At 71.6% G+C, this 12,922-nt stretch carries 9 protein-coding genes; 1 reads left to right on the forward strand and 8 read right to left on the reverse strand.

The features are described 5' to 3' along the window. Window positions 1-223: 223 nt before the first annotated feature. Window positions 224-2,815, forward strand: a complete 2,592-nt coding sequence (locus AB0J52_RS01675; RefSeq protein WP_500179615.1) for a DEAD/DEAH box helicase — start codon at window positions 224-226, stop codon at window positions 2,813-2,815. 165 nt (window positions 2,816-2,980) lie between these two features. On the opposite strand, the gene AB0J52_RS01680 is transcribed toward AB0J52_RS01675, so the two are convergent. The 8 genes from AB0J52_RS01680 to ssd all read right to left on the reverse strand — a co-directional run. Continuing rightward, window positions 2,981-5,053: a hypothetical protein gene (locus AB0J52_RS01680; protein ID WP_500179616.1), complete on the reverse strand. Its 2,073-nt coding sequence runs from the start codon at window positions 5,051-5,053 to the stop codon at window positions 2,981-2,983. A 261-nt stretch (window positions 5,054-5,314) separates the two neighbouring features. Further along, entirely contained in the window at window positions 5,315-5,740 is a 426-nt protein-coding gene (locus tag AB0J52_RS01685) for an Rv3654c family TadE-like protein (RefSeq protein ID WP_500179623.1), read from the reverse strand. Between the two features lie 377 nt (window positions 5,741-6,117). Continuing rightward, window positions 6,118-6,507 (reverse strand): TadE family type IV pilus minor pilin, encoded by a 390-nt coding sequence (locus tag AB0J52_RS01690; protein WP_500179624.1) that lies wholly within the window; start codon window positions 6,505-6,507, stop codon window positions 6,118-6,120. 2 nt (window positions 6,508-6,509) lie between these two features. Beyond that, a complete protein-coding gene (locus tag AB0J52_RS01695) occupies window positions 6,510-6,704 on the reverse strand; it encodes a DUF4244 domain-containing protein (RefSeq protein ID WP_500179617.1) in 195 nt (64 codons plus the stop codon). A 324-nt stretch (window positions 6,705-7,028) separates the two neighbouring features. Continuing rightward, window positions 7,029-7,631: a type II secretion system F family protein gene (locus tag AB0J52_RS01700; protein ID WP_500179618.1), complete on the reverse strand. Its 603-nt coding sequence runs from the start codon at window positions 7,629-7,631 to the stop codon at window positions 7,029-7,031. Between the two features lie 1,731 nt (window positions 7,632-9,362). Further along, a complete protein-coding gene (locus AB0J52_RS01705; protein ID WP_500179619.1) occupies window positions 9,363-9,938 on the reverse strand; it encodes a type II secretion system F family protein in 576 nt (191 codons plus the stop codon). 128 nt (window positions 9,939-10,066) lie between these two features. After that, a complete protein-coding gene (locus AB0J52_RS01710) occupies window positions 10,067-11,233 on the reverse strand; it encodes a TadA family conjugal transfer-associated ATPase (RefSeq protein ID WP_500179620.1) in 1,167 nt (388 codons plus the stop codon). A gap of 745 nt (window positions 11,234-11,978) precedes the next feature. Further along, a partial coding sequence (gene ssd / locus AB0J52_RS01715; protein ID WP_500179621.1) for a septum site-determining protein Ssd occupies window positions 11,979-12,922 on the reverse strand: 944 nt, incomplete at its 5' end.

Raw genomic sequence — 12,922 nt, forward strand, 5'->3', positions numbered from 1 at the left:
CTCCGCACGCCCCGATCCCCCGGATACGGCCGGTTTCGGAACGACGGAACTCCGTCGAGATTCAACCACGCTCCGCCGCCCTACAGGCAGGTTATCGCCCACTGGGGCGAAACTTCGCGCCATCACGTCTGACCTGGTGATCTGCCGGTACGGCATGGGGGGATCAGCCTCCGGCGGCGGGGCGTTCCAATGGTTGTCCCCAGGCTGGCACACTGAAAACCTCATGCCCGGCCAAAGATCTCCCGCGCCCCTGGACCGCCTCCTCGCCGACCCCACCCGGCGTGGACGGATCACGCATGTCCAGCGCGTCCCCGCACGTCAGGGCCGTCGCGCCCCCTGGCCGTCCTGGGCCCCGGCAGAGCTGGTCGAACGCCTCACCGCCGCCGGCGTCGAAGCCCCCTGGGAGCACCAGGCGCGCGCCGCCGAACTGGCCCACGCGGGGCACTCTGTGATCATCGCCACCGGCACCGCCTCGGGCAAGTCGCTGGCCTACCTCCTGCCTTCCATCGCCGCCATCCACACCGATCCGACCGTCCCCGCGCCGCGGATTCCCGAGGCGTCCGCCGTCAGCGAAACCGGCGCGGTCCGGCCGCGTGACCCCGCCGCCGAGGTCACTCAGAAGGCCTCTACCGCAGTCGTTAGTGACGAAGCACACGAGGACGGAAAGCGGAGCGCCGAGGTCGGCGCGTCCGCAGCCGGCGAGAACTCCCCTCTTTCCGACGGCGATCGGGAAACCGATGCCTCGGGCCGCGGCACCGCCACGTCGCCGCGGGGACGGACGGCCGCCGCCCGTGACCGCTCCGCCGTGCGCGGACGGGTCGTGGGCGAAGGCACCGTGCTCTACCTCTCCCCGACCAAGGCGCTCGCCGCCGACCAGCTCAGGGCGGTCCGGGCACTGCACCTGCCCCGGGTGCGCGCCGCCACCTACGACGGGGACACCCCCTGGGACGAGCGCGGCTGGGTCCGGCAGCACGCCAACTACGTGCTGACCAACCCCGACATGCTGCACCGCTCGATCCTGCCCGGCCATTCCCGCTGGTCCGGGTTCCTGCGCCGGCTCCGCTACGTGATCATCGACGAGGCGCACGGCTACCGGGGCGTGTTCGGCTCGCACGTCGCGCAGATCATCCGCCGGCTCCGCCGCGTCTGCGCCCGGTACGGCGCGTCCCCCACGTTCGTCCTGGCCTCCGCGACGACCTCCGAACCCGCGACCGCCGCGACCCGCCTCACCGGCCTGGACGTGATCGCCGTGGACGACGACACCTCCCCGCGCGGCCCCGCGACCTTCGCGCTGTGGGAACCGCCGCTGACCGACCTGCGCGGCGAGCAGGGCGCGCCCGTCCGCCGCACCGCCACCGCCGAGGCCGCCGACCTGCTCGCCGACCTGGTCGTCGAGGACGTCCAGACGCTGGCGTTCGTCCGGTCCCGGCGCGGCGCGGAGTCGGTCGCGCTCGGCGCGAAGCGCGCGCTGCAGGAGGCCGCCCCCGAGCTGACCGGCCGGGTCGCCGCCTACCGCGCCGGATACCTGCCCGAGGAGCGCCGCGCGCTGGAGAAGTCGCTGCGCTCCCGCGAACTCGTCGGCCTGGCCAGCACGAACGCCCTCGAACTCGGCGTGGACGTCTCGGGCCTGGACGCCGTCCTGGTCTGCGGCTGGCCCGGCACCCGCGCGTCCCTCTGGCAGCAGGCCGGCCGCGCCGGACGGTCCGGGCAGTCCGCGCTGGCCGTCCTCGTCGCCCGCGACGACCCGCTCGACACCTACCTCGTCCACCACCCCGAGGCGATCTTCGGCACCCCCGTCGAGGCCACCGTCCTGGACCCGGACAACCCCTACGTCCTCGGCCCCCACCTGTGCGCCGCCGCCGCCGAGATCCCGCTGACCGATGCCGACCTGGACCTGTTCGGCCCGACCACCGGCGACCTGCTGCCCGACCTCGTCCGCCGCGGCATGCTCCGGCGCCGCCCCGCCGGCTGGTTCTGGACGCGCCGCGACAACCCCACCGACCTCGCCGACATCCGCGGCGCGGGCGGCACCCCCGTGCAGGTCGTCGAACTCGCCACCGGACGGCTCCTCGGCACCGTGGACGAGTCGTCCGCGCACACCACCGTCCACGACGGCGCCGTCTACCTGCACCAAGGCGAGTCCTTCGTCGTCCAGACCCTCGACCTGGACGACTCGGTCGCCCTGGTCCAGGCCGCCGACCCCGACTACTCGACCACCGCGCGCGACGTCACCGACATCCGCATCGTCGAGGAGCTCCGCTCCACCCCCTGGGGCGAGGCCCGCCTGCACTACGGCACCGTCGAGGTCACCCACCAGGTCGTCGCCTACCAGATGCGCCGCCTCCAGACCGGCGAGATGCTCGGCGAGAAACCCCTCGACCTGCCCCCGCGCACCCTCCGCACCCGCGCCGTCTGGTGGACCCTCTCCGCCGACCAGGTGGACGGCCTCGGCGACCTGGACCTGGCCGGAGCCGCCCACGCCGCCGAGCACGCCTCCATCGGCCTGCTCCCCCTCTTCGCCACCTGCGACCGCTGGGACATCGGCGGGGTCTCCACCGCCGTCCACCCCGACACCGGCCTGCTCACCGTCTTCGTCTACGACGGCCACGAAGGCGGCGCCGGCTTCGCCGAACGCGGCTACCGCGACGCCCGCGCCTGGCTCACCGCGACCCGCGATGCCATCGCCTCCTGCGAGTGCGAGTCCGGCTGCCCGTCCTGCATCCAGTCCCCGAAGTGCGGCAACGGCAACGACCCCCTGGACAAGCAGGGCGCCCTGACCCTCCTCGCCGAACTCCTCCCCCCGCCCGCCGGGTGAAGTGGACCGGGACAGTGAACCCCGGCCTAGAGGCAGTCACGGAGAAGGTCGGCAGGCTGTTTTCGCGCCGACAAGCTGCTTCCGCATACGCCAGCTCGCTTGCGGATCGCGCAGGCCACGCGCGCGGCGTCCAACCACCGCCGTAGCGGTGCCTTCCTAAGCGGGCTACTTCCTCCGACGCCGACCGCGCCCCGCGCGGCGTCCCTTTGCCTCGTCCTCCGGAGCCGAGGCATCGTTCGACGACGACTCGGACATCTCGGACACGCCATCGACGGCCGACGGAATGCTGAAGATGTCCCGCTGCCTCATCGTCCGCGTGCCGGAAGCCTTGCCCTCCTGAGCCGCCAGGTCACCGGTCGAACCGCTAGACGCACCAACCGACGCACCGGACGTCTCGTCCCGCGAACTCAACAGACCACCGGGCGATCCCGCAGGAGCCTTGACCCCAGACCCACCGGTCGAACCACTCGACGCGCCGACCGGCGAAACACCAGACGTCTCGTCCTGGGAACCCAGGAGACCACCGGGCGAATCCACAGCCGCCTTGCGGCCGGACTCACCGGAAAGAGGGCCGCTCACACCGTCTTCCCGCTCGTCGGCGATGCGGACATCGACGCCGCCCGGACGCTTGCCGAGCCGAGCCGGACGACGAGACGACCGACGCGGACCAGGCTTGGCAGCAGCCCCCTGCACAACGCTCGAAGCCCGCCCCTGTCCCTTCGGCGCGTCCCCGCCGTCGGCAGCACCGGCATCCGCACCCGCCGGGCCACCAGGCGCAACGCCACCGCCAGGGGGAATCACACCCGCACCAGCAGCGCCTGCGTTCTTCTTCCCTGCGTTCTTCGCGCCCAAGCTCGCCACACCCGCAGTCGCCGTGCTGGTGCCAGCGGCCGCTGCGCTGCTGCCGGCGGTGGCCTTGCCAGCACCAGGAGTCGCCTTGCCCATGCCTGCCGCCGCCGCAACTCCGCCAGGGGTCACCTTGCTGGTCCCAGCCGCCGCCGCACCATCGCCAACGGTCGCCTTGCCAGCGCCAGCCGCTGCCGCAACCCCGCCGGCGGGCACCTTCCCGGCACCGGGAACTGCCGAACCACCACCAGCGGTCGCCGTACCTTCGGCGGACACTGCCGACGCTGCCGCACCCGTCGCAGGGAGGACGGCGGTCTTCGCCATCGCCTCCGCCTGAGCGATGTGCTGCTTGGCGTTACGGACGCGGCTGCGCGCCGATCCGGCGCGGGCCAGGCGAGCTGCCATGCCCTTGTCGCTCACTCCGGCCTGGGCGGTGCGCAGACGACGCGTCCAAGTTCCCAGGTGGGCGGCGACGACGAGCAGCACCAGCGCGATGCCGATGCTCCGAGCCCACTGCAGCTCGGTGGACGCGGCGGCGTTCATCGCCTTCGGGGACTGGCTGGACGCGACCTGGGGAGTCGGATACGTGAACCCGGGAGCCGCGTCGGACGGCTGCACGGGCGGCAGGTTGACCGGCGACTGGTTGTTGAACGGCGTGAGCGGCGTGTTCGAGTTGCCGTTGTTCCCCGACGGAGGCACGTTCGTGCCCGGCGGCACGCTGGTGCTCGGGCCGTTCCCGCCGCCGCCACCGCCGATCGCAACCGTGGCCAACGAGGTGGGGGACGAGACCGAACCGCCCAGCCCGTTGGACCGTCGCGCTTGGACCTGCACCGACGCAGTCCCGCTCGCCGACCCGAGTGGAAGTGACGCCGAGCAGCTGGCACCCGAACACCACTTGCCGACACTGCCGACCTTCGGAGCCCCGCCAGATGCGCGCACCGAGTAACCGGTCAGGTCGTCCTCGGGGCCAAGGTTCCAATTGACCTTGAGCGTGCGCCCGGAGACCGACGCGGTCACCCCGCTCGGCGCGGACGGCGCGATCCGCACGGTGAAGGTGCTGGACGCGTACGGCTTTCCGGTCACGCCGCCCTTGAGGTAGACGGTGTAACGGCCGTTGCGGTCGATGGACAACAGCGCGGAGAGCGAGTGGTCGAGAAGACCGCCGGACGTCAGGAACGAGTCACCCGTCGGCGTCTTGGCCCGCAGTTGCATCTTGAGAGCGAGGTCGTATCTCGCGCGCACGGTGACCTGGGACCCGCTGGTGATGACACTGCCGTTCTGGGGCGCGGTGATGCCGGTGGACGCCTCGGCGGGCAGCATGCCGAACACGGGGAAGGCCATCGCAAGGGGCGTCGCGAGAGCGATCGCGCCGATCCTGCGAATCCTCGTCACAGCCACATACCTCCAACAGCACCCGACCGGACCCGCACCGTCCGCGCAGCCGAGCCCGTCTGGGGGTGTCCGGCCTCGGGAGGGGCGAGGGGCCGTAGCAGCCACCGTGTCACGCGATAACTCTGGGCTTACGGCAGCGTAACGTACTACTTGGTAGCGAAAAGTCACGGAAGAGTGACAAAGCCTGCGGCTTTGGCCTTCTCCGGCCCGCGCCGCCCCTTCCGGTCCTCTATTGACATCTGATTCAAGAGTCGAGTCCCGTCAGGGTACGCCGTCCCGTCCCGCAGGACCAGCCCTGGCCCGTGCCACGACCCGGACCTCCCGAATCCCGAACGGCAGTCGCACCACGGCGTCCGTCGAGACCTCCACGATCCTTCCACGCACCGCGCAGGACGCCACCCGTCCGCCGGAATCCGCCGCCACCTCCCGCACGGCCCGGCACGCCGCCTCCTCTCCTTCCCCCACATGCCCGGCACCGGCCAGCGCTCCCAGATCGGCCGCCGCCTCCACCCGATGCCGCGCGACCCGCACACCCCCGACCACGATCGCCGCAAGCCCGACCGCCCAGATCACCCCGAGAAAGGCCAAGACCCACACAGTCCCCGCTCCCCGATCCCCTTCTCCCTCCCACCTCCGCCGCCGACTCACCAACCCACCACCCCTCCCAACCTCACCCCAGCCCTTCATCACAACCACCACCTCCCAACACCTGCTCCCCACTCCCACACGCACCGGCCCAACTCCCCCACGCCACCGGCCTAACTCCCACACACCACCGGCCCCGGCCTAACTCCGCACCCCAACCTGCGCCCCCCAGCACCCCCTGCCCGACGCACGGGTCCCCGCCTTGTGCGGCGTCCAGACTCTGCCCGGCGACCGGGCCCGAACCTCGCGTCGCATCCGCGCGATCCACCCGAGGCGCAACCGGACGAGCTCGTGCCGCCCTGCGTCGGATGCCATCTCGTTCGGATGCCGGGATGCGTCTCGGCCCGGCGGCACGCCACCGCCGCCTGCCGGGCCGATCGCTATTACCGGCGGGGGTTGGCAGTCGGCGCGGTCGGCGGCTAGGTGGGTCGGCTCGTGTGCTCATCCCCCGTTCTCTGCACACCTGGTTCCGTCTCGGCTTCGGCGTGGGCGCGTACGTCCAGGGCTGGCAGGCCCGTCAGCGCCGGAGGGCGGACGGTCGTCGACACCGTCACCTGGACACCGGCGGCGTCGCGTCGCACGGCCACCACCGCCCCTCGGGGAGCCGACCGGGCGACGAGCGCCTGGACGGCGTCGAGAGACTCCCCGCGCGCGGCGGCACGGGCCCCGGCGCGAGCCGCGTCCACACAGGTCAGGTGGGTGGACGCGACCGCCACCGCCCACAGCGCGAGCACCGTGACGAGGACCAGCGCGGGCAGCGCGACCGCGATCTCCGCGGTGGCCATGCCGTGGTCGCGCCGCCACCGCATGGTCACTGCGCCAGTTGCAGTGCGCGCTGGATGATCCCTAAGAGCGCCTTCTGGACTTCCGAGCTGGTGACGATCTTGTACAGCAGACCCGCGAAGGCGGTCGCGGCGATCGTGCCCACGGCGTACTCGGCGGTGGACATGCCCGCGTCGCCGGCAACGTCCCACCGACGCCGGATCGTCCAAGCGATGCTTCTCATGATGCTCCCTTCGGTCCGGGCTCTTCACGCCCTGCAACCAGCCTGCTACCTCACGTCCTGGCCCCCAAGCCGACCGCCGAACTGTGGATAACTCCCTCCCCTCCGGAAGGCCCGGCAGCAAATTCCCAGGTCAAGCGATGTTCACCCTCCCTGGGCAAGCACTAACCCGAGCTGTTGCGACCGTGCACCCGCTTCTGTCCGCCGCGAAAACGGCAAGTTGTGAGGCATGTTCCGCGCCATCTCCTGGCGGGAGGAAACACCGGCGCCCGTAGAAATCACCTCTTGGAGGGACAGGTTCCAGCCCCGCGTGAGAATTGCACTGATTCACCAAGGGAGCGTCATCGAGGACGCGATCCCAACAATGGCCGGGACGATCCCCAGCAACACGAAAGCCGGCAGGAAACACAAGCCCAACGGCATCAACGCTCGAATACCCGCCGAACGCGCTCGCGAGGCGGCCGCCGTCCTCGCCGTCCGCCGCTGTTCCTGTGCGAGGCGGCCCAGCGAGACGGCCAGCGCCGTTCCGCTACGCGACGCGCGAATCGCGGTCCGCGCCAACGGTGCCAACGCTGGCTGACGTTCGCCCAGGTCAAGCCATGCGCGCACCGGATCCGCCCCAAGGCGTATCTGGACGGAGACCGCACTGAGCTCCTCACCCAGCGGCCCGCCGATCGTGGACGCCACGGCCTCGACCGACTCGTCCCACGGCATCCCGCCTCTGAGGCAGGCGGCCAGGAGGTCCACGGTCACCGGAAGCTCGAGGACGATGCGACTCCGCCGCTCCCGATCCTCACCCTTGCCCAGGTTCGCCGACCACTTCGTGAGCAACACGGCCACGACCGCTCCGACGATCCATCCGCCCGAGCCCCCGATCACCCAGACCGCGACCAGACCAGGCACGAGGCCGGCCGCAACCCGCAGCAGCAACTCACGCCCACCATCCACCGACGCGGGTTCACCACGTGCTGACCTGGTCGCTGCCGAGGAGGGCGGGGTGCTGCTTCTTCCCATCCCAGCGACCAGTCGCCGAAGCCCGCGGTTCTGCCCCACCCCGCTCGGCCCAAGCCCCTCGCGCCCGACCGACCCCACGGAGGAGGCGCGTGTCCCCCACGAACCTCCGCCAGCCCTACCTGCCAGCCGCTCGAACGGAGCGCCACGAGCCCCACCGTCACCAGCCGAAACGCGAACCGGATGAGACGAGGGGCGACGAAGTCGGACACCACCGGCCGTCCCACTGACTGCACTTCTGGCAGCTCCAGGGGACGACACCAGCGTGCCAATCGAAGATCGCCCCGGCTTGCGGAGCCAAAGCCTGCCCCGTAGGCCTCTCCGGCCGGTCGGCGGCCCGTCCCTCTGACTCTGCGCTTCGTCTTGAGCCTCGACGGCATCCAGCCGTCGAGCCGCCGACCGGGCCGGTTTCGTGGCCAGATACGCGCAGATGGCGAAGCAGAGAACTGCCGTCCACAGCATGTGCACTCCTGAACAACGTAGTAATCGACTCGTACGCCCCAGGCGTCCGACATCTGACGCGCTCCCAGTCACCAGCAGGACCCGAGGAATCGCCCACGGCGCGTGCCGTCCGCACCGCACCGTGGAGCGCGTGCCCGTCCGCATCGCGGGCCGACCCTGCGTCGCCCTACATGGCCTTCGCCCAGCACCACCCGCGCTACAGCGCGCACCTTGCAGCGCAGGCCGAGCACACTGCGGGCCGGCTCGGCCTCGCACCACGTGGCCCTCACTCAGCGCCACCCGGGCTGTAGCGCGCACCTTGCAGCACGGGCCGAGAGCACGCTGCGGGCCGACCCGGCGTCACACCACGTGGCCCTCGCCCAGCGCCACCCGCGCTGCAGCGCGCACCTTGCGGTGGGGGCCGAGCACGCTGCGGGCCGGCCCGGCGTCACACCACGTGGCCCGCACCCGACATCACCTGCGCTGCAGCAGCAGGCCGTGACCAATCGGGGCGCTCACTTCCCTTCATGACGCCCGCGCCCCCCACTCTCGTGCGGCACCGCGCGGTGTCGTCTCCCGAAAGACTCCCCGCTCCTTCCAACGTGCGTGTTCGGGCAGGCCCACGAAGGGAAGCACGGCACCAGCCCTGCCAGCAGAATCCTCTCGCTGGACAGCTGAGGATGCTGTCGAGAACGGCGGAACCGGGGGACGCCTGGCTTGCAGCTTGGCCCCGCAACGGCCGTTCCTCCCTAACCGACCGCCGCCATGCCTGCGCCACCACCGCCGGGCCGCCGAACGCCGCAGGCGCGCCTGCGGCGCGTTCGGCGGCGATCCCCGCGAGGGAAACTCCCGACCGTGGACAAGCCGCGCGACGTCACGAACCAGGTCGCCTGGGTCCGCACACCTCCTGCGCTGGCTCAGCCGATCTCCTGAGCACGGCCGCTCCAGAGGGACGAAGGCAAAGAACCGCTGCGTGCAGCTGCTCCAGTTGGACGGCTTCCCAGCCAGCGTTCCGTGCCCATGCTCGGCTGCTCGGGATGCCTCGCTGAGTACGGAGAGCCTGCTGAGGAGCCGGTTCACGTAGCGATGGCTTCGTCGGTCGTGGTGATCGCGGGCAGCGGCACGATGCTTCTGTTCGGCACGTACCGTCGGGCGGCAGGCGTCAAGCCAGGTACGTGAAGCTTGGGCCCGTGCGCCGAGGTGCAGCGGTCAAGGGTGAGCGGCTTTGGTGGCCAGGTACTGGGTCCACCAGAGGCCGGTGGCGTCCAAGGCCAAGGCGGAAGCCAGGCAGGCCAGTCCCGGACCGGTGGTGAGGAGGAACGGAAGCGGGTTGGTTCCCAGCGCGGCGGCCATGGCCAGGCCAAGGAGCGGGAGGACCGCCAGGAGGCGGGCCGTTGCTCTCGGTGCGGCCAGGTGGACGGCGATTTCCTGACGTTGGGTCTCTTCATCGCGAAGAGCTGCGGCCAGGCCGTCCAGGACGGTGGCCAGGGTGCCGCCTCGCTCGGCTCCCAAGCGCCAGGTCGCTGCCAGGAGGCGCAGCGATTCCGCGCCGGCCTGGGTAGCGGCCACCACATCGAGGTGCTTGATCGCGTCGTGGTGCGGCGGCGCTCGAAGGGCTTTGGCGATGGGCGGGCTCAGGACGGCGGCTGTGGCGGAGAACGCTTCCTCGGGCGACCTGCCGGCGGTGAGTTCGGCGGCCATGCCCTCGCAGAGTTCGACCGCGGAGGCCCTCCAACGGGCTGGCGCCCGGCGTTTGTCCAGCACATTGGCGTGGAGCGTGGCCACCCGCTGGAGCAGACTGGAGAGAGGAGAAACCTCGGCAGGCGGCGGTAAGGCCCGTCGTAGTCGGACGGCCGCCTGCGACGGGCCATAGAGCAGCCACCCCGCCAAGGCCGCGCAGATCATCGCCGCGGTCACCATGGCAGCGGCCAATGCGGGTGAAGCAGGCGGGAAAGGGCAGGGGCCGCGTCGGCCGGCTCCAGCGTGCCGTCCGGCGCGAAGTTCACCGCTGGCACCGCGGTGACCAGCCCGTCGGAGGCTCGCCGCAACAGGCAGACCTCGGCCACGCGGCGTTTACCGGTCCCTGAGGTTCTGACCAGGTGGACGACCACGTCCAGAGCGGCGGCCAGCTGGCTGTGGACGGCTTCGCGGCTCAAACCGGCGGCGCACGCCAGGGCTTCGAGACGGGCGGGGACGTCCGTGGCGGCATTCGCGTGCAGAGTGCCGCAGCCACCCTCGTGTCCGGTGTTCAAAGCACCCAGAAGATCGACGACCTCGGCGCCGCGAACCTCGCCCACGACCAGACGGTCGGGACGCATGCGCAGACCCTGCCGGACGAGCTGGTGCAGCGTCACGCCTCCCGCGCCCTCGACGTTCGGCGGTCGTGTTTCCAGCCGGACGACATGCGGGTGGTCAGGGCTCAGCTCGGCGGAGTCCTCGACCAGCAGAAGGCGTTCGGACCGCCCTGCCAGGCCGAGCAGGCAGCTCAGGAGGGTCGTCTTGCCCGTACCGGTGCCTCCGCTGATGAGGAATGCCGCACGGGCCTTGACCAGGGCGGACAGAAGAGCCGCTCCAGCAGGGGGAATCGTCTCGGTGGCGACGAGCTCGTCCAAGGTGAACGCGCGACGGCGCGGAAGACGCAGGGACAGGCACGTACCGGTCGGGGCGACCGGCGGCAGGACGGCGTGAAGGCGAACCCCGCCCGGCAGGCGCGCGTCAGCGTACGGAGACGCGTCGTCCAACCGGCGGCCCGCAGCGGCGGTGAGGCGTTGGGCGAGGCGCCGCAGTGTCGCCTCGTCAGCGAAGCGTGTGGCCGTCCGGACGAGGCCGGACCCGGCGTCCACCCACACCTCCTCCGGGCCATTGACCAGCACGTCGGTGACCTCCGGAATGCGCAGTAGCGGCTCCAGCGGTCCGGCACCGACGAACTCGGCACGTAACTCGTCGGCCAGGGCCAGCACCTCGCGATCACCGAGCAGTCGTTCTTCGGCGCGCAGGGCCGCCGCGACCCTCCCAGCCGTGGGTTCGACACCGCCCTCGGCCAGCCGACCGCGAACCGCCTCGGAGAATCTGCTGTTCATGCTCACCACTCCTTCTCTCCTGAACCTGTTGTCGATGAAGCTGCGCCCGGATGTCCGAACGCGCCCGCCTGCATGACCTCATGTAGCTGCCAGATGAGAAGCTTCACGGCCGTCCAGCCCGGGCCTGGCCAGGTACTCGACGCGCGAACGCCGTGTACGAGGGGTGAGGCCGCGCTGTCGACCTTAAAGTCCCGCAGCCGACGCATCCGGCTGATGCGCGCCTCTGCCTGCTTACGAGCCGATCCCCGAAGACGAGGACCCGGCCGTCATGCATCACTTCATGTAGCTGCCGCTCCCCGACATCGCGACGGCTGCCATGCATCACCTCGCGTGGACGTTGTTCACGGGCTGTGGAGGCGTCATGCATCCCCTCACAGCCGTCGTGGAGGACCTCGCATGTCTGCCGTGCACGGCCTCGCACAGTCCTCAGGCCAGCCACTACTCGGCCGACTCGGCAACCGCGCGCAGGCGTCGTGCATGCTCCTGGTTCGTCACCGTGGACGTCCTTGTGCAGGCACCGCGTGTCCTTGCGAAGGCACCGTGCGTGTCCTCGTCTAGACACCGTGCGGTGCTCGTGTGGGCATCGCGCGTGGCCTTACGTACACACGCGCCCGGCATGCCTTAGCCGTCGGGGTGCTCGTCTGGTTGGCGTGCATACCGATGGGCGGCCGGCGTCCATGGGGGCGGAGCGGTCGGCGCCGTGGCGGTGGGTGTGGTGGCGGTGGGCTTGGGGACGGGTTCGAGGTCAGGCGGCTTTCGCGGTGGGGGCGGTGGGGGCCAGGGACTGTGCGTCCAGCAGGTGGTCGCAGAGGTCGCGCAAAGGTCCCCGGCGGGCTATTCGGGACAGTCCGCCCTGTTCGAGGGCGGGCGGCACCCGCCGGTCGCGGTCGAGGGTGCCGATGCTGGGCAGGTCGAGGTGCCGGGCCACCGTGTCCGGATGGAGGCCGCCGGGCGGCGGGCCGCCGACGATGAGCCGGACGTCGGAGGTCTCCCGGCGCAGGAAGCCCGCCAGGACGTCGGCGGCCACGGTGGCGCGGACCTCGGCGGGGACGACCAGGTAGCAGGTGTGCGCGGCGCGCAGCGCGGGACGGCCGATGTCGCCCAGGTAGCGGGGGACGTCCACCACGGTCAGGTCGAAGCCGCGCGCCGCCGAGTCGAGCAGGGAGCGCACCGAGTCGGGTGAGACGGCCACCGGCTCGCTCTTAGCCCACGACAGCACCGACAGCTCACCGTGGCTGGGCAGCGAGTCGCGCAGTGTGGCGACGCTGATGCGCCCCTGCCGCTGGGCGAGGTCGGGCCAGCGGGCGCCCTCGTGGCCTTCGAGGCCGAGCAGCAGATCGATGCCGCCGCCCAGCGGATCGCCGTCGACCAGCAGGGTGCGCAGGCCGTCGTGCGCGGACCGGTGGGCCAGGGCGGCGGCCAGGACGCTCGCGCCCGCGCCGCCCCGGGAGCCGGTGACGCAGACGATGACGCCGCGGGCGTCGTCGGGCTCGGCCGCCGCCGCCATCGCGTCGGTCAGCCAAGGCTCGTCGTCCGGCAGGACGGCGACGTCACCCGCCCCCACGCCGAGGGCGAGGCGGTAGACGTCCGGCCCCTCGCCGGGGCGGGCGACCAGCACGACCCCCGAGCGGCGGTGCGGCCCGGCGGCGGCGAGGCCGGCGGCGACGTCGGCGCCGACGAGCACGAGCG

The sequence above is a fragment of the Spirillospora sp. NPDC049652 genome (assembly GCF_040675125.1).
Classification (GTDB): domain Bacteria; phylum Actinomycetota; class Actinomycetes; order Streptosporangiales; family Streptosporangiaceae; genus Spirillospora.